General features: G+C 65.4%; 18 protein-coding genes. 9 read left to right on the top strand and 9 right to left on the bottom strand.

The genetic code is table 11. The features are described 5' to 3' along the window. Positions 1-11: 11 nt before the first annotated feature. Complete coding sequence (locus tag MUK71_RS13245; protein ID WP_432418050.1) at positions 12-1,409, bottom strand: GAF domain-containing protein; 1,398 nt, start codon at positions 1,407-1,409, stop codon at positions 12-14. A gap of 204 nt (positions 1,410-1,613) precedes the next feature. Then, complete coding sequence (locus MUK71_RS13250; RefSeq protein WP_227902393.1) at positions 1,614-3,035, bottom strand: FAD-dependent oxidoreductase; 1,422 nt, start codon at positions 3,033-3,035, stop codon at positions 1,614-1,616. 216 nt (positions 3,036-3,251) lie between these two features. Here MUK71_RS13250 and rarD point away from each other — a divergent pair, with 216 nt between their 5' ends. The 3 genes from rarD (at position 3,252) to MUK71_RS16340 (ending at position 6,233) form a co-directional block, all read left to right on the top strand. Beyond that, a complete protein-coding gene (gene rarD, locus MUK71_RS13255) occupies positions 3,252-4,277 on the top strand; it encodes an EamA family transporter RarD (protein WP_423724611.1) in 1,026 nt (341 codons plus the stop codon). A 157-nt stretch (positions 4,278-4,434) separates the two neighbouring features. Next, a complete protein-coding gene (locus MUK71_RS13260; protein WP_227928698.1) occupies positions 4,435-5,679 on the top strand; it encodes a DUF222 domain-containing protein in 1,245 nt (414 codons plus the stop codon). Positions 5,680-5,762: 83 nt separating this feature from the next. Then, positions 5,763-6,233, top strand: coding sequence for an HNH endonuclease signature motif containing protein (locus tag MUK71_RS16340; protein ID WP_227928696.1), 471 nt, complete (start codon positions 5,763-5,765; stop codon positions 6,231-6,233). A 135-nt stretch (positions 6,234-6,368) separates the two neighbouring features. Here MUK71_RS16340 and MUK71_RS13265 read toward each other — a convergent pair whose 3' ends face one another. The 3 genes from MUK71_RS13265 to MUK71_RS13275 form a co-directional block, all read right to left on the bottom strand. Next, the gene (locus tag MUK71_RS13265; RefSeq protein WP_227928694.1) at positions 6,369-8,045 is read right to left on the bottom strand and encodes a CAP domain-containing protein; all 1,677 of its coding nucleotides are present in this window, start codon (positions 8,043-8,045) and stop codon (positions 6,369-6,371) included. Positions 8,046-8,223: 178 nt separating this feature from the next. Then, positions 8,224-9,579 carry a 4-aminobutyrate--2-oxoglutarate transaminase gene (gene gabT / locus MUK71_RS13270; protein ID WP_227928692.1) on the bottom strand — a complete coding sequence of 452 codons (1,356 nt, stop codon included), beginning with the start codon at positions 9,577-9,579 and terminating at the stop codon, positions 8,224-8,226. Between the two features lie 48 nt (positions 9,580-9,627). Continuing rightward, positions 9,628-11,058: a gamma-aminobutyraldehyde dehydrogenase gene (locus tag MUK71_RS13275; RefSeq protein WP_227928690.1), complete on the bottom strand. Its 1,431-nt coding sequence runs from the start codon at positions 11,056-11,058 to the stop codon at positions 9,628-9,630. Between the two features lie 147 nt (positions 11,059-11,205). On the opposite strand from MUK71_RS13275, the gene MUK71_RS13280 reads away from it, so the two are divergent. The 4 genes from MUK71_RS13280 to MUK71_RS13295 all read left to right on the top strand — a co-directional run bounded on the left by MUK71_RS13280 (position 11,206) and on the right by MUK71_RS13295 (position 14,283). After that, positions 11,206-12,615 carry a PucR family transcriptional regulator gene (locus MUK71_RS13280; protein WP_227928688.1) on the top strand — a complete coding sequence of 470 codons (1,410 nt, stop codon included), beginning with the start codon at positions 11,206-11,208 and terminating at the stop codon, positions 12,613-12,615. A 22-nt stretch (positions 12,616-12,637) separates the two neighbouring features. Then, entirely contained in the window at positions 12,638-13,267 is a 630-nt protein-coding gene (locus tag MUK71_RS13285; protein WP_227928687.1) for a putative glycolipid-binding domain-containing protein, read from the top strand. A gap of 94 nt (positions 13,268-13,361) precedes the next feature. Beyond that, positions 13,362-13,790: a hypothetical protein gene (locus MUK71_RS13290; protein WP_227902401.1), complete on the top strand. Its 429-nt coding sequence runs from the start codon at positions 13,362-13,364 to the stop codon at positions 13,788-13,790. 7 nt (positions 13,791-13,797) lie between these two features. Further along, entirely contained in the window at positions 13,798-14,283 is a 486-nt protein-coding gene (locus MUK71_RS13295) for an HIT family protein (RefSeq protein ID WP_227902402.1), read from the top strand. On the opposite strand, the gene MUK71_RS13300 is transcribed toward MUK71_RS13295, so the two are convergent. From MUK71_RS13300 to MUK71_RS13315, 4 genes are all read right to left on the bottom strand, one after another. Next, positions 14,280-15,254, bottom strand: a complete 975-nt coding sequence (locus MUK71_RS13300) for a hypothetical protein (RefSeq protein WP_227928685.1) — start codon at positions 15,252-15,254, stop codon at positions 14,280-14,282. The genes MUK71_RS13295 and MUK71_RS13300 overlap by 4 nt on opposite strands. 155 nt (positions 15,255-15,409) lie before the next feature. Further along, positions 15,410-16,465, bottom strand: coding sequence for a polyprenyl synthetase family protein (locus MUK71_RS13305; RefSeq protein ID WP_227902404.1), 1,056 nt, complete (start codon positions 16,463-16,465; stop codon positions 15,410-15,412). 49 nt (positions 16,466-16,514) lie between these two features. After that, the gene (locus MUK71_RS13310; RefSeq protein WP_227928683.1) at positions 16,515-17,843 is read right to left on the bottom strand and encodes a geranylgeranyl reductase family protein; all 1,329 of its coding nucleotides are present in this window, start codon (positions 17,841-17,843) and stop codon (positions 16,515-16,517) included. Between the two features lie 8 nt (positions 17,844-17,851). Next, a complete protein-coding gene (locus MUK71_RS13315; RefSeq protein WP_227902406.1) occupies positions 17,852-18,550 on the bottom strand; it encodes a demethylmenaquinone methyltransferase in 699 nt (232 codons plus the stop codon). A gap of 120 nt (positions 18,551-18,670) precedes the next feature. Here MUK71_RS13315 and MUK71_RS13320 point away from each other — a divergent pair, with 120 nt between their 5' ends. Both MUK71_RS13320 and MUK71_RS13325 read left to right on the top strand, forming a co-directional pair. Beyond that, a complete protein-coding gene (locus MUK71_RS13320) occupies positions 18,671-20,020 on the top strand; it encodes an isochorismate synthase (RefSeq protein WP_227902407.1) in 1,350 nt (449 codons plus the stop codon). Between the two features lie 186 nt (positions 20,021-20,206). Then, positions 20,207-20,989 carry a transporter substrate-binding domain-containing protein gene (locus tag MUK71_RS13325; RefSeq protein WP_227902408.1) on the top strand — a complete coding sequence of 261 codons (783 nt, stop codon included), beginning with the start codon at positions 20,207-20,209 and terminating at the stop codon, positions 20,987-20,989. Positions 20,990-21,096: the final 107 nt, after the last annotated feature.

Raw genomic sequence — 21,096 nt, forward strand, 5'->3', positions numbered from 1 at the left:
GGCAGGGATCGTTAGGCGAGGTCCCGCTCGATCCGTTCCAGAGCAGTGACGACGGCGGAGCGGCGGGGCGAGCGCGGGGGCAGCAGACGCAGCGCAAGCTGCCAGGCCCCGACGTCATTCGCGGCCTCGGGCAGCTGCAGATACTGCAACAGGGTATCCGCACCGGCGTCCGAGAGCATCGCTTCGCGCAGCACCGCCGAGACCTCGGTGCGGAGTCCGACGGCGGCCGGGGATTCCGACCGGGGAAGCACCGGGCCCCGGTACATCCGCAGGGCAACCCGGTACGCTCCCCGCTCCAGGAAGCGCAGAACCTGCGCAGCGTCCACCACCAGTGGGCGGGACAGCCGGTACGGACGCGAGAGCGGAACCAGCACGTCAGCGGCGGGCGTCGGTGCCAGGGACTCCATAAGATTGCGCAGGCGCAGTATTTCGGCACGGACTGTCCCCGCCGGACACCCTTCGGGGTACGCCAGCACCGCTAGGTCCCCGGCCGTCAACCCCTCGGGGTGCAGGGCCAGCACCGTCAGCAGCTCGCCGTGGCGGGAGCTGAGTTCCACGGAGCGGCCGCCGGTATGCAGGATGGCGTGATCCCGGCCCAGTACTTCCAAGGTGTCCGTAAAAAGGTGGTCCGCTCCGGTTCCCGCCGGCGGGCCGGATGCGGTGCGGCGTGAAGCGGTGCGATTGGGACCGTTTCGGCTTGGGGCGGTGCGGCTTGGGGCGGTGCGGTTGGGATCGGTTCCGTTCGGGGCGGTACCCGGTACGGGGGCCGTCCGGAGCGGGCCCTGCCGTAACTGCAGCCGCTGGATCTGAAGCTGCGCCTCAGCTGCGGCCACAGCTGCCCGCACCAGGGCCAGCGTCTGCGGCGCCACCGCGTCCGGCCCGCCCGTGATGTCCACGACGCCCAGCACCACTCCGGTGTCCGGGTCCCGGACAGGCACGGCGGTGCAGTTCCATGAGTGGGCCAGGCGGCTGAAGTGCTCCGGCCCGGCTATCTGCACGTCTGCGGCCGTGGCCAATGCCGTGCCAGGTGCGGAGGTACCCACTGTCCTTTCGGACCAGTCCGCTCCGGCGACGAACAGCATCCCCTCCGCCCGGCGGCGCAGGCCGGCGTCGCCGTCCACCCACATCAGCCGGCCCAGCTCATCGCCTACGGCCACCAAAAGCCCGGCATCCTGCCCCGGCTCCACCAGCAGGCGGCGGATCACCGGCATCACGGCAGCGAGCGGGTGGGCGGCACGGTAGCCACGGAGGGCGTCGTCGTCGAACACCAATTCCGCACCGGAAACGTCGGGGTCCGGAATGTGCAGCAGGGACCGCTGCCAGGACTCACGGACCGAGGGCCTCAGCCGCTCCAGCCAGCCGGTTCCCGATCCGAGCGATTCATGGGCCCTGATGGCGTTGTGGCGCAGGGCATCCGCGGGCGCTGTCGGCAGGACACCGGAGTGCCTGGTGTCCTGCCTGCCCGGTTTCTCGTCTTGCGCTGCAATGCGCACGGCCCCCGCCTATCCACGCTGATAAACAGACACCGTCCATGACGGACGCTGTCAGGGAACACAACTCTTGGATGTCATGCTCCCATGCGCGGAGGGGCGGGGGCCAGAGTAGCCGCGCCTTTACTCTCCCCGGGAAATCCGGGTCATTTCCTCACGGTCTACCACCTTCACGCGCTCACGTACGAGTTCACCGGTAGTCGGGTCCGGGTGGATGTAGGAGGCGCCGAGGCTGCGCTCGTAGGCGTCCAGCTTCAGCCAGCCTTCCCAGGTGGTGTAGGGAACGCCGCGTTCCTCCAGCAGTTCGATGATGGAGGAGGGATCCGGGTGCGAGGCCGCGGGCAGGTTCAACCGGTCCTCCAGCAGGAACCCGATGGTCTCCAGGGCATCACCCTTGGTGTGCCCGATCAGGCCCACGGGGCCGCGCTTGATCCAGCCCGTGGTGTAGATGCCCGGTACCGGGGTGCCGTCTTCGTTGATCACGCGGCCGCCCTCGTTCGGGATCACGCCGCGGCGCTCGTCGTAGCCCACCTCGGGAAGTTCGGACCCGAAGTAGCCGATGGCCCGGTACACGGCCTGGACGGGGTAATCCACGATTTCGCCGGTGCCGCGGACGTTGCCGGTTCCGTCGAGTTCGGTGCGCTCAAACTTCATGCCCGCGACCTTGCCCGGGTGTTCGGCGTCGTCGTAAATCTCCACCGGGCTGTGCAGGAAGTGAAGGTGCAGGCGGCGGGAGGCACCGGTGTCCTGTTCTTCCACCAACCAGTTGGTCAGCGTGTTGACCATGGTCTTGGTCTGGTTGTTGGTGCGGATCGCTTCGTCGGAGCCTTCATCGAACTCGAAGTCCTCCGGGTAAAGCACAATGTCGACGTCGCGCGAATGCGAGAGCTCGCGCAGTTCCAGCGGAGTGAACTTCACCTGCGCCGGGCCGCGGCGGCCGAAGATGTGCACGTCCGTGACCGGAGACTTCTTCAGGCCTTCGTAGACGTTGGCGGGGATTTCGGTGGTGAGCAGATCGTCTGCGTGCTTGGAGAGGATGCGGGCGACGTCGAGGGCCACGTTGCCGTTGCCGATCACCGCTACTTCCTTGGCGTCCAGCGGCCATTCGCGGGGGACGTCCGGGTGTCCGTCATACCAGGAGACGAAGTCCGCGCCGCCGAAGGAACCCTCCAGCTCCACGCCGGGTACGTTCAGCGGAGCGTCCTTGATGGCACCGGTGGCGAAGATGATGGCGTCGTAGAAGTGCCGGAAGTCCGTCAGCGTCAGGTCGCGGCCGTAATTGACGTTGCCGAGGAAGCGGATGTCACCGCGGTCCAGGACCTTGTGCAGGGCATTGACGATGCCCTTGATCCGCGGATGGTCGGGCGCGACACCGTACCGGATCAGGCCGTAGGGCGCCGGGTACTGGTCGAAGAGGTCGATGCTGACCTCGAAGTCCCGCTCGGCCTTGGTAAGGATGTCGGCGGCGTAAACACCGGCGGGGCCTGCACCGATAATGGCGACCCTCAAGGGACGCTGGGCGCTCTCCGCGGCTGGGTTAGTCACTGATAGTCCTTCTTCTCTTCGAAAGGTCCGTAGGTGCGCAATTAACACACAGTTATTTATTCTAAATGCCCGCTTCCCCGCCGTCTAAACGGTCCCGCGAACGGACGCGGGAATAGGGTCCGGGGATTGTGTGTTAACGAGCACGTGCCATTCTCAAAGCCTGTCCCCGCCCTCCGCGGCGTGCGTAATGCCGAGCCCGACGCCGCTGCCGCCCGCATGGGCGGCTCTGCCGGGTCCGGGGGTTCTGCCGGGCCCGGGGGTTCTGCCGGGCCCGGCGGGGGGACCGCCGGCTCCGCGGGTGCCGGGTCTGCAACTGCCCCGGCGACCGGCCGCGAGAACCTTCCCGGCATTCTGTTTGGTGTCGGCGCCTACGGCCTGTGGGGCATGATGCCCCTGTACTTCATGGTTCTGGAACCGGCCGGACCGGTGGAGATCGTGGCCAACCGGGTGGTGTGGTCCCTGGCGTTCTGCGCCATTCTCCTGACAGTCATGCGTGCTTGGAAGCCAATGCTCGCTGCCGGCCGCAATCCCCGCACAGTAGGTACCCTGACCGGGGCAGCCGTGCTGATTGCCCTGAACTGGCTCACCTATTCCTGGGCCGTCCTGAACGGGCACGCGGTGGAAGCGGCCCTTGGCTACTTCATCAATCCGCTCGTTTCCGTGCTGCTGGGTGTCCTTGTGCTCAAGGAGAAGCTGCGCCCTCTCCAGTGGGCCGCGATGGGCGTGGGATTCACAGCTGTTCTCGTCCTTGCCCTAGCCTACGGCAACATGCCCTGGATTGCCCTGGCGCTGGCGTTCAGCTTCGGCTTCTACGGACTGGTGAAGAAGGGTATCGGCTCCCGAGTCGACGCCGTGTCCAGCCTGACCATTGAAACCGCTGTACTGACTCCCATTGCCGCCGGTGTGATGATCTGGCTGTCGGTGACCGGCGCGGCCACGCTTACCTCCAACGGGCCCGGACACTTTTGGCTGCTCGCTGCCTCCGGTGTCATCACCGCCGTCCCGCTCATTTTCTTCGGTGCTGCGGCCCGCCGTCTTCCGCTCTCGACGGTGGGGTTGCTGCAGTACCTGGCACCCACGCTGCAGTTCATCATCGCCCTCGCCGTATTCAAGGAAGCCATGCCTCCCGAGCGCTGGGCCGGTTTCGGGCTGGTCTGGCTGGCACTGGTGCTCCTGACCGTCGACATGATCGGCGGACCACGGCGCAACCGCCGGCTGCGTGCCGCTGCTGCCGCTGCTTAGGTACAGACCGTTTTTCGGGGGCTCGACTGTCCAGGGACGAGGGATCCCGCCTCACTCTGCCTCCACAGCGGATAAATCTTCGCAGCGGCTCGCGGGTTATGCCCAGACTGGGTACATTCTCCTTCCGGCCTGAGCGGCTGCTGGGCAGACTGCTCCCATGACGGCAGACCTATTGGCCCAGGTGGAGCAGGTGAACCCCTGCGCGGCTCCAGCCGGAGCTGACGCGGTTGGCGATGTGGCCGCTCTGCTCGCTGCGGCACGGGGGCTTGCTGAGTCCATGTCCGGGGAATGGCGCCTTCTGAATCTTGCTGAGGCGGCCGAAGCAGCTTCCCTGGTCGAAGACCTGTCCCGTATCACCGGGTACCTGCAACTGCTTCTGGCGGGCGCTATTGAACGGCATCGCCCCGCAGAGACTCTGGGCACAACGCCCGCTCCGCCGGGCACCGCAGCCTCGGAACTCCGGGCCACGGATACGGATAGTCATTCCGGTGCCTCGGCTGCCGTAGGCGCAGCAGGCACCGCGTCGCAAGGCCGGTCCCGTGAGTTTCGGGAGTTTCGGAGCACGGCAGATTTTCTGCGGGCCCGCCTGCGGATATCCCGGGGCGAAGCAAAACGGCGTCTTGGCCTCGCCGCTGCCATCCTGCCGGGGAGCAGCATCACCGGCCATCCTCTGCCGCCGCCCTTTCCCCTGCTGGCGGATACGTGTGCCCGCGGTCTGCTGTCCATATCGGGGGCCGAGCTCATCGTCCAGTCCTTGGAGCAGGCAGAGCCGCGCCTGGAGGCTGATGCCCTGGAATCCATGGAGGAGCAGCTGGCTGCGGTGGGGGCCAGGCAGGACCATGATTTCCTGTTCCGTACCGCGCAGCACTGGCTCGCCCTTTTGGACCAGGAAACCCCTCCCGACGAAAAGGAGCTCACCCGATTCCAAGGGATTTTCCCCGGCCGCCGCAGGAACGGACTGAACCACCTGCATATTTATTGCACCGGCGAACAGCATGAGGCGCTCACAACGGCCATGAATAGCGGAGCAAATCCGCGTGCTGAGGCAGCCCGTATGATCCCCTCCAACGAGGACGCCGCCGACTGCAGCAGAGGAAATCTCGCCACCTCTGATACCGGCCCGGCCGCGCCTGGACCAGCGGAACCGCAGGGAGCACCGGATCCGCAGGGAGCATCGGAAAACAACTCCAATCCAGCCGGGACTGTCCTGGGTTCCGCTTCAGCGCCGGTGTCGGGGCCAACCCGGCCGCAGCAACTGCTGAACGGCCTTCTCGGGGCAGTTCGTGCCGGTCTCGCTTCGGGCGGGGTACCCGCCGCGGGCGGTCTGCGCCCGCAGGTGATGGTGAATATCAGTCACGAGGCTCTACTCGCAGGATTACCAACCAGGGTAGAGCCTCTGTAGAAGACACACCCGTCGCCGGCAACCGGGAGGGAAGCGGCGGGAAGTTGGAGGAAGGCTGCGGGGTCCGGGCCGGGGACGGCGAGGTGGGTTTCCCCGGGGTCCCAGAGGCACGGCCGGAGAGGCACTCTCAACGTCCGGGAACAGCCGCCTTCTCGGGACCTTTACCGGTTGAGGACATACGCAGACTGGCCTGCGATGCCGATCTGATTCCGGCAGTGCTGGGAACATCGGGACAGGTGTTGGAGATGGGAAGGTCTGCGCGGTTGTTTCCGCCGCATATTCGTAAGGCACTGTTCGCACGCGACCATGGCTGCACCTTTCCGGGCTGCACTATTCCGGGGCCATGGACGGAAGCGCACCACGTCACCTTCTGGGAACACGGAGGCGGAACCGGGATAGCGAATGGAGCACTGCTGCGCTCGTTCCACCATCATCTGGTGCATCAGGGGAACTGGCAGGTGACCATGCAGTCCGGCATTCCGTGGTTCCGGCCTCCGGATTATGTCGATCCTGACCGGCGGCTCCTGCGGAACACCTACTTCCAACCGGGCTAGGAGTCTGGAAGGTCCATATTTCGCGGCAGCCTAATGCGCATTCCACGGCTGAGACACGAAATGCCCCACCCCACCGAAGAAAACCGGAGGGTGGGGCATTCCAGGAGCCTACGTTATTTAGGCCGGGCCTATGGCCTATGCCTGAACGGTCCGCCTGCGGACGGCCACGACGGCGGCGGTACCTGCCACGACGAGCAGCGCACCAAGCAGAGCCGTCATCAGCTGCCAGGAATTCAGGCCGGTGGCGGCCAGCTGGCCTTCTGCGGCGCCCGCGCCCGCGGCGGCAGCCGTGCCGTGCGGCTGACCCTGTGTATCCGCGGTGGCAGCCGTGGCGGCTGAACCCAGGACAGTAACAGGAGCTTCAACGGAGAATGCCTGCCAGCCGGCGAACTCACCGTTGCTGGACAGGGCCACCCGGTGGTTACCGGCGGGGAGCTCGGCAGGAATCTCCAACGCAATCATGCCCTGGGAGTCCGCGGTCATCAGGCCCAGGTCCACGGGGGTGGAGTGTAGGACAACACGGTAGGAAGCGTTCGGGGTCAGGCCCTTGAGCGTCAACAGGCTTCCATGTGCCGCGGCGGCAAAGCTGCCGCGGGCAGAGTCGCTAAGCACTGCCGGGTCCATGGGATCGGCGGCCGGCGCTGCTTCCACAACCGGCTCCTTGCCGCTTTGCTCGACTTCGGGCTGCGTGGCAGCCGCGGGTTCATTATTGGCCGGAGACTCCGACGGTGCTGCAGGCGTTGTCGCAGGTACAGGCGAAGTAGCCTGCCGTTCCTTCTCTGCGGTGGCCTGCTCCGCGGCGACGCGGTCAGCCTCGGCTTTGGCCGCTGCTTTGTCTGCTGCGGCCTTCTCGGCGGCAACTCGCTCGGCCTTGTCCGCCGTGGCCTTCTCGGCGGCAATCCGCTCAGCCGCAGCCTTCTCGGCGGCAGCCTTCTCGGCGGCAGCCTTCTCTGCTGCTGCCTTGTCTACCTCAGAATTCTGTGCAGCTTTGCCGGCCGCAGCTTTGTCTGCCGCAGCCTTCTCCGCCGCTGCCTTGTCCGCAGCAGCCTTGGCAACTCGGTCAGCCTCAGCCTTGTCGGCCGCAGCCTTCTCCGCTGCTGCCTTGTCCGCAGCAGCCTTGGCAACTCGGTCAGCCTCCGCCTTGTCGGCCGCAGCCTTCTCTGCCGCAGCCTTGGCAACTCGGTCAGCCTCAGCCTTGTCAGCCGCAGCCTTGTCCGCTGCAGCTTTCGCAGCCTTCTCAGCAGCAGCCTTCTCGGCGGCAATCCGCTCAGCTTCTGCCTTTTCGGCATCGCTGACTATCGGCAGCCCGCCGCCGGAACCGGCCGGGTACGCTCCGAAGTCGGCGGTGATCAGGTAGGAACCGCTGTTAGGGCCGGCCGTCAGACGGACAGCGCCGATGCCAACGTCTGTAAAGGAAGGATTCAGCATGTTGGCGTTGTGCGCCGGGGAACCAACCCACCAGGAAAATGCCTGGTCCACGTTATTGTTCCAGACGATGTTCTCTGACCAGCCCTGCGTACCCGCAGGATAGCCAGCAGGCAGCCTGCCATTGTGGTCGAAGGTGTACGCGCCGGCCAGCTCCGCAGTGACCGCGGATCCCGCAGTCCAGTCCTGCGCCACAGCGCTGATCTGCGGATTCCAGGCCAGCGGTGCCAGTCCCGAATCGGCACGGTGGCTGTTGATCAAGCTGTATATCCGGTTGGCCGCTTGTGTTTCCGTGGTCGCTGCCGATGCCGAGGGAAGCGCCACCAGGGCGCTCACTACGGCGATCAGGGCAACTGCCAGGGCACTGACAGATTTCCTTACACGCACTACGAGTCCTCTGAGTCCGGACCCGCAGGGTCCTGGTTATGTACGCGGGGCCCTAACGGACGACCCGCGGAACACCCCTTCCGTTCCAAGGGGTGCCCAGCGAATCTACACCACTCAGGCCTCACCAACAACACCAGAAACTTCTGTAACAGAAGCAGCCGAACGGATCCCGCAGTTCTCAGGCGACGGTACGCACCGCTCCCGCCAACACGTCCAGTGCGTCCAACAGCAGGTCCTCCCCAATAGTCAAAGGCGGCAGCAGCCGGATGACATTGCCGTAGGTGCCGCAAGTCAGCACAATGACGCCAGCATGCAGACAGGCCGCCGCTATTGCTTTCGCTGCACCGGCGTCGGGCTCCTTGGAACCGGGCACCACAAGCTCCAAGGCGAGCATCGCACCGCGCCCGCGGATATCCCCGATGATCCCGGTCTCTTCCGCCAAGCCGGCCAGTCGCGGAAGGACAAGGTCCTGGATCCGCCGTGCCCTGCCGGCAAGATCCTGGGACGCCATGGTGTCCATCGCGGCCAGGGCAGCGGCACATGCCACAGGGTTGCCGCCGTAGGTACCGCCAAGCCCTCCGGGATGCACGGCATCGAGCAGTTCGGCCCGCCCGGTGACCGCCGAAAGAGGAAGCCCGCCGGCAATCCCCTTGGCCATGGTGATCAGGTCCGGGACCACCCCTTCATGCTGCACGGCGAACCATTCGCCCGTGCGGCAGAAGCCGGACTGCACTTCATCGGCAATAAACACCACGCCGTTGGCCCGAGCCCACTCTGCCAGCCGCGGCAGGAACCCTTCGGCAGGGACAATGAAGCCGCCTTCACCCTGGATAGGTTCAATCAGCAGTGCCGCCAGCCGGTCGGCTCCGATCTGCTTCTCGATGGCGAGGATGGCACGGTCGGCAGCCTCTGTCCCGGTGATCTCCGGGTTTTCCTCGCGGTACGGATAACTCATGGGCATCCGGTAGATTTCCGGCGCAAACGGACCAAAACCGGTTTTGTAGGGCATGGCCTTGGCCGTCAGCCCCATGGTGAGGTTGGTCCGCCCGTGGTAGGCGTGGTCGAAAGCCACCACGGCGTCGCGGCCGGTGGCCGAACGGGCAATCTTTACCGCGTTCTCCACCGCTTCCGCGCCGGAGTTGAACAGCACGGTCCGCTTGTCAAAGTCCCCCGGCGTCAGCGCCGCCAGACGCTCCGCGACAGCCACGTAACCCTCGTACGGAGTCACCATAAAGCAGGTGTGGGTGAAGTGCGCCGCCTGCTCCTGCACGGCGGAGACGACGGCGGGGTCCGAGGCGCCCACGCTGGTCACGGCAATGCCGGACCCCAGATCGATAAAGGCATTGCCGTCAACGTCGACAACAATCCCGCCGTCAGCGTCGGCAGCATAGACGGGAACGGTGGAAGCGACTCCCCGGGCCACGACGGCCGCACGGCGCGCCTCGAGCGCGGCGGATTTCGGACCCGGAAAGGAACCGCTGATCCGGCGCTTCTGCTCGATGCGGTAAGTCGGGGTGATGATGGGCGTGGTCATGGCGCGGCCTCTCAGGAAAGTGCTGTGAACATCAAAAGGGTGTGGGACTCAGGCATCCAGGGCGGTCATCACGTGCTTGATCCGGGTGTAGTCCTCCACGCCGTACATCGAGAGATCCTTGCCGTAGCCGGAATTCTTGAAACCTCCATGCGGCATCTCGGCGGTCAGGAGGATGTGCGTGTTGATCCAGACCGCTCCAAAGTCCAGGTCGCGGGACAGACGCATGGCCCTGCCGTGGTTAGTGGTCCAGACGCTGGAGGCCAGAGCGTATTCCACCCCGTTGGCCATCTCCACGGCTTCTTCCTCACTGCCGAACCTCTGCACGGTGATGACCGGCCCGAAGGTTTCCTTCTGCACAATGTCATCCTCCTGACGGGCACCGGTGATGACGGTTGGTTCGAAGAAGAAACCCTTGGAACCGGCCCGCTTGCCGCCGGTTTCCACCGTGCAGTGCGCCGGGAGTGCTTCAATAACCGCATTGACGGCATTGAAGTGGTTGATGTTGTTCAACGGGCCGAAATAGTTGTCTTCGTCGTTGTCGCTTCCGGTCTTCAGCTCCCGCGCAGCAGCAACGAGCTTTTCCACGAGAGCATCGTGGGCAGCGTCTTCCACCAGCACCCGGGTGATGGCGGTGCAGTCCTGGCCGGCGTTGAAGAACGCGAACTCGGCCACAGCCTGTGCGGTGCGGTCCAGGTCAGCATCGGCAAAGACCACGGCCGGAGCCTTGCCGCCCAGTTCCAGATGGGCGCGCTTGAGGCCCTTAGCGGCACCGGAGGCAACCGCGATGCCGGCCCGCACCGACCCGGTGATGGAGACCAGCCCGGGCACGGGGTGCTCCACCATCAGCGCACCGGTCTCCCCGGTCCCCAGCACCACGTTAAGCACGCCGGCGGGGAAGATGTCCCCGGCCAGACGGGCAAGCACCAGCGTGGATTCGGGCGTTGTATCCGAAGGTTTGAGCACCACGGTGTTGCCCGCGGCGAGCGCCGGACCGATCTTCCAGACGGCCATCAGCAGCGGATAGTTCCACGGTGCAACCTGGGCGACGACGCCGATTGGCTCGCGACGGACAAAGGAGGTGTGCCCTTCAAGGTATTCGCCGGCGGACTTGCCCTCCAGCAGCCGGGCGGCACCGGCGAAGAACCGCAGCTGATCGGCACCAACGGCAACCTCCTCGGCAGCGATCACCGAACGGACCTGGCCCGTATTGCGATGCTGGGCCTCCACCAGCTCCTCCGAGTTGGCTTCCAAGGCGTCGGCCAGACGGAGCAGCATCAGCTGGCGCTCGCTGGGCGTTGTCCGCTTCCAGGCCGTGAACGCATCAGCGGCGGCGCTCATGGCGGCATCGACGTCGGCCTGGACGGACACCGGGGACACGGCCACAACTTCTCCGTTGGTCGGGTTGACGATGTCCACCACGTCCGTGCCCCGGGAGGGGACGAACTCGCCATTGATGAAGTTCTGCAGAGTCTGTGCCATGCCGGAGGTCCTTTCACACGCGGTCCGGGCGTGCCCCGGAGTATCCCCAACCTACTGTGCGGCTCAGGTCACATCCAGAGACATCCGCACAGGGGCATGGCGGCCATTCGGTGCAGTTGCCCAAAACTTCACTCTTATAGTTGGGTTATGTCCATCACACTCCCGGATCTGCTGACTGCCGGCGGATTGCACCTGGTCCGCCACGGCTCGGCCCCGCTTCCCCGGGAGCCCATCCAATGGGTAGCAGTGACGGAGCTGGAGGATCCTTCTCCCTTCCTGAGTGGCGGTGAGGTGGTGCTGACTACGGGAGTTCGGCACACCAGCGGGAACGTCCAGCGCAGTTTCGTGCAGAACGTGGCGAAAGCAGGCGCGCTGGGCATTGGATTCGGCACCGGACTGGGCCACAGTGCGGTACCCGCCGGCCTGCTCCGGGAAGCGGACCGGCTGGGCATCCCCGTTTTCGAAGTCCCCTACAACACCCCGTTTATGGCACTGGGGAAGCTTGTCGCGGATTCCCTTTCCTCGGACCATGTGTCCCAGCTGCACCGGCTGCTTTCCGGGCACCAGGTCCTGGCCGGTGCATTGCTCAGCGGCAAGGGACTGTCCCGCCTGCTCGAGGAACTCGCGCTGCTGGTCTCCGCTGATGTGGCACTCTTCCAATACGGAGCGTGCGTTTTTGCCACCGCTGAGCCGGACGCCAGCTGGCGGCGTTTCCCCGTGGCCACCGGACGGCGGGACCGCTGCACCCTGGCAATAGCCGAGCCCTTTGTGCAGCCGGACATCGTGGAGTATGCCCGGAGCCTGGTCGGCGTGGAGCTGAATAACCGGGCGGTCCACCGCGCCAGCGAACGGGAAGTCACCGGCCGGCTTCTGAACGATGTAGTGGACGGCCGACTGTCCGGACCTGACGCAGCGGCACGGCTGCGTCCGGCCGGCATTGATACCGACCGGCGGCACGCCGTGCTGCTGGTAGCCGTTGCATCGGGGCAGGTGCGCGAGCTTCCCGCCCTGCCGCTGCCTGCCGGTTTCGAGGCCACCCCATCCGCCATTCATGACCAGCAGCTGGCCGTGGTGGTGCCGGCCGGGGAAACAGTGTCCCTGGCAGAGGCGCTGAGCACCTATCTTTTCGCCGCGGGACTGACGGCCACAGTGGGGATAGGCGGGGCCTATACGGGACCCGCCGGACTGCGCTGGAGTTACTACGAGGCCCGTGAGGCGCTCCAGCGCGGGGCCGCCGTCAACGAACCCGAACGCCTGAGCCTGACGTCCCTGCTGATGTCCAGCCGTGATGTTCCGCTGGCGGACCTGGCTGCCGAAGCCCTGGACCCGTTGGAAGCGTTTGACAGCACACACGGTGCACAGCTGATTCCCACTTTGGAGGCGTACCTGCTGCATAACGGCTCAGTGGCTGCCGTGGCAGCGGATCTGGGACTGCACCGCAACACGGTCCGGTACCGGCTGTCACAGGTTGCCGAACTCACCGGGCATGACCCGGCGGTTACTGCGGACCGGGTCCATCTGTACCTTGCGCTGAACGTTCGCCGCCTTGGCAGTTGAGACTTGCCGTTAGCCTAAAGGAATGACGAGCACCGCACTGGCCAGGACCATCCGCTGGCAGGGACAGGATGATCCGGACCGAACGGACACTGCTGTCCTGTCTTTCCGCGACCGGGAGCTCGCCGCCGCGGGGACGTCCGTCAGCGCGGAGTACACAGCATCCTGGACGCTGTCCACCATTCCGGGCTGGGTCACCAGCCAGCTTTCCGTATCCGTCACCGGAGACGGCTGGTCCCGCACCCTGCGCCTCGAACGCAGCATTGAGGGACGCTGGTCAGCGGAGACAACACAGAACGGCACCGTCGATCTGCCGGCACCGGGCATCAGCGATCCACGCAGCCTCGATGAGGCGCAGGACTGCGACGTTGCACTGTGCCCCGCCACAAACACCATGCCCATCCTGCGGCTGGACCTGCTCAATGAGTCCGCTCCCCCGGACGAGACGCAGCTGACCATGGCGTGGGTGGAAATGCCCAGCCTGCGGGTGGTGCCGAGCCGCCAGGTCTACTCCCAGGTCCGGGCATATTCCCCCGAGGCCGGACACGCCGTCGTGCTCTACAGCTCGGAAAGCCACGGATTTACCGCCGAGCTGAAAGTCGACTCCGACGGCACCGTCATCGACTACCCGGGGATGGCGACCCGCCTGCCCTAGGCATCACCTCCGTGGCAGTGCAGTTTCGGCTCAGCTTGTCCCCCGGCACGGCTAGGATTGGAATACACCCACTCACCGCACGCTTGGAGACCACATGAGTGAAATTTTCCTGGATCGATTCCGCGCCTTGGTCCCCAAGTACCTTGAGGACAACTGGCGCGAGGAAGACGGCATCCCCGAGCCGGAGCTCGATGCGATGCTGGCTGAGCACGATTTCCGTATCCCGCTGGTCCTGCGTGAGTTCTACCTGGCGCTGGGCGGTTGCGAAGACCTGATGGAGGCCTTCCACTTCTTCTGGGATCCGGATGAGCTCGAAATTGAAGACGGCTACCTGCTTTTCCTCGAGGACGAGGATGAGAAGTTTGTCTGGGGTATCCGCGAGGACCAGCTGGATGTGCCGGATCCGATTGTGTGGCGCCGCAACAATGCCCGCGGCGACTGGCAAAGCGAGGAAGGCACGCTCAGCGAGTACGTGCTGGACATGTTCGAGTGGATTTTCGAAGAGGATGAGGACGAGGACTGAGCATTCGATGAGGGAAGCGAGTGAAACCGTCTGGAAGAGCCACGCTCCGCAGGGCTATGAATGCCCGTTCTGCGATCTCGCGTCCGGAGAGTTTCGCTTCGCCGGGAACCTCTGCGAGCCCGGAGACCTGATCTATTCGGATGACCTGGTGCTCGCCTTCATTGCATCCCACGGCTTCGATCCGGAGCCGGGCCACGTGCTGGTCACGCCGCGGGCCCACTATGAACTGCTCTACGAACTGCCCGACGACGTCGCCGCCCGGATCATGGTGGTGACGCGGGATATGGCAGTGGCGATCAAGAAGGCGTGGTCCCCCGATGGCGTAACCACCCGCCAGCACAACGAGCCGGCGGGCAGCCAGCATGTCTGGCACTACCACCAGCACATCCTGCCGCGCTGGACCGATGACGGGCTCTACTTCACGCCAAAACGGCCCATCGTGCCGCCGGCGGTGCGTGCCCGCAAGGCCGCTGAACTGCGCGCCGTCCTCTAACCGCGGGGCAGCCCGGGCTCCAGCTCCTTGCTCCAGGCATGTGCGTGGAGGCCGAGTACTGCTTCCTCCGTGGGGGAAATACCAAAGCGGTTGAACAGCTGCCGGCTCTGGTACACGGCCAGGAACTGCGCACTGCGGCTGATCCGTGCCCTGTCCGCCCGGTACAAATAGGTATCGATGGCACGGGCCCACCGCTTGCGCCAGGCGTCCACGGACGGCTCCGAGGCGATCGCGGCCATCTGCCGGTGTGCCGGGACAATCCGGGGAACCGTCCGGGCCTTCAGAGCAATCCGTGCACGTTCCGCCAGGGGACCAAAGGACACGGTGCAGCTGTTCAGGTGGGTGGTCCAGTAGTAGCCCCAGCTCGGAGCCCGGCGGTCCGGCCAGAGGGAGGACCGCGGTCCGTGCATCATGGCGTGCGCGGTGTCGAAAAGCAGCAGCGCGGCGAACGGTGAACGGGAATCGACAGTGGTAAAGCGGCCGAGCGCCCACGCACCAAGGTCGGAGGAAAGCTCCTCCACATCACAGGTCAGGGCGATGCCTTCCGGGCCGCCGAACAGTGCCAGCGCCTCTTCGACGGCAGGCGACGCCGGTTCGGCCCGGCGGGGCGGATACGCACCGGCATTCTGCTCCGAGATCCGCACCTCGCCCAGCTCCGGTGCGCACTGCGCGGCAAGCGCCTGGGCGAAGGGCTTCAGCCGGCCGGCAACGCCGTTACGGACCAGGAAATGCACCTGGACGTGCGGGGAGACATTGTCGAGGCACCGGTAGAAGCAGCGTTCCGCCCCCCACACCCGGGCCTGGCCGATCAGCGGCGTGACGATCTGCCGCACCACGGCATCGCAGATCTCCGGACGAACCGGCTGCACCGTGAGCACCCACCACAGGGTATGTTCCGTACCGGTTGGCACGGCCGCGCCGCCCGTATGTCCGTTCGATGCTTTCCGGTGCGTCGACATAATCTGGGACATTTTGTTCCCCCTCCGGATTTCAGCCACGCCTCCCATAGGTGCCGAGAATCGCACGGAACGCGGAAAACCAGCCATTGCGGCGGAAAAATACCCCCTAATCGGGGATAACGGTTGCCAGAAACTGCGGGAGGGACTAAGCGGCAGACGCCGGGAAGCTACACCTCGCGGTTAACCACGGCCCGTGCGAAGGATGCCAGGGCTTCCTTCACCACGGAGTCAGGCAGCGGGGCGAGAGCCTGCACGGCTTCCTCAGACCAGCCCCGGGCAACGGCCCAGGCTTCGTCCGTGACCGGGCTGGCCCGCAGCGCAGCAACGGCTTCGGCCAGCGCCTCATCCGAGGACAGGTCCCGTTCCACCAGTTCCAGCACGGCGGCGGCGTCCGCGTCCCCGCCGGCAGCCGCGCGGCGCAGCAGCAGGACCGGCAACGTCGGTACCCCTTCGCGCAGGTCGGTACCGGGCGTCTTGCCGGACTTTTCCTGCAGCCCGGTCACGTCAATAACGTCGTCCGCGAGCTGGAAGGCAATACCTACCTTCTCGCCGTATTCGACCATGATGTCGATGACGTCCTGGCCGGCTCCGGAGAACAGGGCACCAAACTGGCCCGAGGCGGCAATCAGCGAACCGGTTTTGTCTGCGATGACGGAGAGGTAGTGCTCCAACGGGTCCTGGCCCTCGGCCGGACCCACGGTTTCATGCAGCTGGCCCAGGCACAGCCGCTCGAAGGTGCGTGCCTGGATGGCCAGTGCCGGACCGCCAAGAGCCGAGACCAGGCTCGAAGCCCGGGCGAAGATCAGGTCTCCGGTCAGCACGGCCACTGAGTTGCCCCAGATCTCATGCGCCGTCGGTGCACCGCGGCGGTAGGGCGCCTCATCCATCACATCGTCGTGGTACAGCGTGGCCAGGTGCGTCAGTTCCACGACAACAGCGGACTGAATGACCTTCTCCCCGGCTTCCTCCGGGCCAAGATGGGAGGCCAGCAGCGTCAGGAGCGGGCGGATACGTTTACCGCCGGCCTCCACCAGATGCCGCGACGTGGTGTCGGCAAAGGGATCGGAGTTGGCAACGGCCTCGCGCAGCTGCACCTCAACCTGCTCCAGGGACGAGACCATGGACGGGCCAAGCCTGGGGTCCTCTGCCAGCACGGCGAACCCCGGAGGCAGTACGAAAGTGCTTGACCCGGCGTCCGGGCTGGTGTTGGTGGATTCAGTCACTGTTCAAGACTAACTATTTGTCGGAACGGGTGGGCAAACGGCATCGTCGTCATGCGTGCGGCGGGGATTTCCGGGAGCTTACCGGTGTCCCCTGGTTGCTTGCCGCCGGGACCAGCATTTCCAGTAAGGCAATCACTCTATCCTCAATACCCTTGGAGTTCCGGTCCGTCAGGTTGGCCAGCATGCGCACAACAAACCGCATCAGCACGGGAATGGGCATTCCGGTGCGCAGTGCCAGCTTCATTACGGCCGGGCGTCCGATCATGGCGGCGAAAATGCGGCCCAGGGTGAAGTGGCTGCCCCACTCCCCGCGCACCTGCTCCGCGTAGGCCTGCAGCTCGACGTCGAACGCTGCCTGCGCGGAGAGCAGCCCCGGCCTGAGCGCGGCGCCGGCACCTTCAATGATGTGTTCGGCGGCGAACCGTGCCGATTCCATGGCGTAGGAGATTCCCTCGCCATTGAAGGGGCTGACCATGCCTCCGGCATCACCAAGCAGCAGCAGGCCGGGTGAATAGTGCGGGGTGCGGTTGAAGCCCATCGGCAGCGCTGCACCGCGGATTTCGCCTACCTGGTTTTCGGGAGTGAAGCCCCATTCGGCGGGCATGCCCGCGGTCCAGTCGCGCAGCACCTTCCGGTAGTCCAGCTTGCCGAATTCCTTGGAGGAGTTCAGGATGCCCAGGCCCACGTTGGAGGTGCCGTCCCCCACGCCGAAGACCCAGCCGTAACCGGGCAGCGGGTTTCCGGACGCGTCGGGAAGCTCGAGCCAGCCTTCCATCCACTCATCGTTGGTGCGGGGGCTTTCGAAATACGTGCGGACGGCCACGCCCATGGGGCGGTCGTCGCGCTTTTCAATGCCGAGGCTCAGAGCGGTGCGGGTGGAGTTGCCGTCCGCAGCGAGCACGACGTCGGCCAGGAACGTCCGCTGGTCACCGGTCCGGCGCCCGTTTTCGTCCAGGATGTTGGCGACGACGCCTTCCACCCGGCCGTCGGCAGCCCGGAGTGCGGAGACCACGGTGTGGCGCTCGAGGATCTTTGCTCCGGCGGCCTGGGCATGGCGGGCCAGCGCTTCATCGAAGCCCAGCCGGGTGCGGATCAAGCCGTAGTCGGGGAAGTCCGAAAGCACGGGCCAGGGCAGTTCCAGTGTCCGGCCGCCGGCAATCAGGCGCAGCCCCTTGTTCCGGCGCCAGCCCTCGGATTCATCGTGCGGCAGGCCCAGCAGCTGGACCTCACGCACGGCCCGGGGTGTGAGCCCGTCGCCGCAGACCTTTTCGCGGGGGAAAGCGGTTTTCTCCAGGACGGTGACATCCACGCCCGCCGAGGCGAGGTAGTAGGCGGCAGTGGAACCCGCGGGACCGGCTCCGACAATGAGGACCTTCACGCTGCCGGTTACCTCCCGGGCTTTACGGCGCGGTGAACGGCAACAATGCCGCCGGTCAGGTTCCGGTAGGCCACATCGGACCATCCGGTCTCGGCAATCCAGGCTGCGAGGCTGTCCTGGTTCGGCCAGGCACGGATGGATTCGGCCAGGTAGACATATGCGTCAGGGTTGGACGCCACCTTGCGGGCGATGGGGGGAAGGGCGCGCATCAGGTACTCGGTGTACATGGTTCGCCACACCGGAATCACCGGCGAGGAGAACTCGGCAATGACCAGCCGTCCGCCGGGCTTGGTCACCCGGAGCATCTCGGCCAGCGCCTTCTTCGGCTCGTTGACGTTGCGCAGGCCAAAGGAAATGGTGGAGGCATCGAAGGAGTTGTCGGCGAACGGCAGGTTCGTGGCGTCACCGGCAACAAAATCGATGTCCGGCCGGCGGCGTTTGCCCACCTTAAGCATTCCGAGGGAGAAGTCGCACGCCACGACGTCGATGCCCGCGTCGGCATAGGGCTCACTGGAGGTACCCGTACCGGCGGCCAGGTCCAGGACCCGCTGTCCGGGAACGGCCCCTACGGCGTCCACCACGATGCGGCGCCAACGGCGTGTCTGCCCCAGGGACAGCACGTCATTAACGACGTCGTATTTAGGTGCCACGTCATCAAACATGGCAGCAACTTCATCCGGGCGTTTTTCCAACGATGCGCGGTTCACCCAGTCATTGTCTCAAACAATGCAGTTGCGGCCGAACCGGCCCCCGTCCTGTCGTGTTGCTCTCAGGTTGAGGCGTGTGGTGGCGGGCCCGTGCCGGGGGCGGAGTAGTGTGGAATCACTATGACCACCCTGCGTTCTGTAACAGTGCCGGTCGGTGAGCGATCCGCCACCATCGGCCTCTTGGAGTATCTGGTTCTTGATGAACAACTGTGCTGGATCCGGCGGCAGGAGGGATTGGTGGGCTTCGGCGAAGCAGCCCGCTTCACCTCCAGCGGTCCGGAGCGTTTCGCCCTCGCACAGCAGTGGTGGCGTGCCGCCCTGGCCGGAGCCGACGTCGAGAATCCCCTCACCCAGCCCGGCACCGGACTGGTTGCCTTCGGTTCCTTTGCCTTCTCCAAGCGGTCGCCCTTTGAATCCCGCCTGGTGATTCCGGAGATTGTGGTGGGCCTGCGCGACGGCGAGGCATGGGTGACCTATACAACCTCCGATCCCGAGGCAGAGGTCACGGCCGAAACAGCCGTGGACACCCTCGCCCGCTATCTGGATGATCTGCCGCTGTACCGCCAGAGCGACCCCGCGGACCGGATCCTGCCCGGGATGCTCAGCGAATCGGAATGGAAGAATGCGGTGGCACGCTCGGTGGCCCACATTGCCGCCGGGGACCTGAGCAAGATTGTGCTGGCCCGGGACATCGCCGTGGAACTCGGCAGTCCGCTGGTCGCTTCCCAGGTGCTGCGCGAGCTGGCCGTCCGGTACCGCGACTGCTGGACCTACTCCGTTGACGGCCTGATTGGTTCCACACCCGAGATGCTGATCCGGGTGGAAAGCGGCACGGCCGAAGCGCGCGTCCTGGCCGGCACCCTGGACCGCGCCACGGCACCGGACGACGAGCCCGACTACGCCAAGCGGGTGCTCGCCGGGTCCGCGAAACAGCAGCATGAGCACCAGATCGCCATCGATTCGCTGACCCGTGCCCTGGAACCGTTCACCTCCTCCATGACCTCGCATTCGGAGCCCTTTGTCCTGGAACTGCCCAACGTCTGGCATCTGGCCTCCGATGTCAGAGCTGAGCTTGCGGCGGATGAAACCGGAGCGGTCCCCACGCCGCTGACCCTCATCGAGGCGCTTCATCCCACTGCCGCTGTCTGCGGCTTCCCGACCAGCGTGGCAGGCGAACTTATCAGTGAGCTTGAACACATGGACCGCGGCCCTTATGCCGGTCCGGTGGGCTGGATGGATGGCGCCGGAAACGGGGAATGGGGCATTGCCCTGCGCGGCGCAGTGGTTGAAACCCCTACTGAAGTGCGGCTTTATGCAGGCTGCGGGATCGTCGCCGGATCCAATCCTGCCGCGGAACTAGAGGAAACCTGGAGCAAATTCCGGCCCATGCTGGAGGCCCTGGGATTGGACCGGCCCCGCGCGGTTCCGCGCCGCCCGTCAGAGTTTGCCTCTGCGCCCGCCGCATCCTGACGAGCCGGTCAGCAGTGCCGCTGAGTGCCACTGCATAGCCGTTTGGTCCTTTGCATAAATTTACATTAGGTAGAATAGAAACTCGGAAGCGGGTTGGGGCCCGTTTCTGTTAGCTGCCGCCTGGAGACAGATTGGTTTCCGCCTGCGGCCGAACCCTTTCCTACCGACCTAAGGTTCTGAATCGCCATGCTCCATAAAGCCCGCACCGCCGTTGTCGCCGCCCTGGCCGCCGGCGCGCTGTCCCTGACCGCCTGCGGCGGGGGAACCGATGCCGATGAATCCGGTCTGGCACTGGTCAATGACGGCACCCTCACCGTCTGCTCCAACATCCCCTTTGAACCGTTCGAATACGTAGTGGACGGCGAGTTCACCGGCTTCGACGTCGAACTCACCCGCGAAATCGCCACGGGGATGGGACTCGAGCACGAAATGCAGAACGTCGGCTTTGACGGCCTGCAGAGCGGCACCGTACTGGCAGCACGCCAGTGCGACATGATTGCCGCGGCCATGACCGTGACGGATGAACGTGCCGAAAAGCTCGCCTTCTCCGACCCGTACTACGATTCCCTGCAGTCCATCCTGGCCCCCGCCGGTTCCTCCATCGCCTCCCTGGCCGACCTGGACGGCAAGAAGATTGGTGTCCAGCAGGGCACCACCGGTGAGAGCTACGCCCGGGACAACGCCCCTGAGGGTGCAGAGATCATGTCCTTCCAGACCGACGCGGAACTCTTCCAGTCCCTGCAGGCCGGCGGCATCGACGCCGTGCTGCAGGACCTGCCGGTCAACCAGGACCACACCGAGGACGGCAAGTACGCCGTCACCGCCACCTTCGAAACCGGCGAGGTATACGCCTTCGCCATGAAGAAGGACAGCAGCACCGAACTGGCCGCCAAGGTGAACGAACAGCTTGCCAGCCTGCGGGAGAACGGTAAGTACCAGGAGCTCTACGACAAGTACTTCACGGAGTAGCACCCGCACCGAGGGCAGGCACCTTTGCGGCGGGCAGCGGACATGTTACCGAAATATGCGGTGCGTACGCTCTAGACTGCATCCCAATACCAGTAAAGGGTGAGCCG

The sequence above is a fragment of the Arthrobacter zhangbolii genome, assembly GCF_022869865.1.
Classification (GTDB): domain Bacteria; phylum Actinomycetota; class Actinomycetes; order Actinomycetales; family Micrococcaceae; genus Arthrobacter_B; species Arthrobacter_B zhangbolii.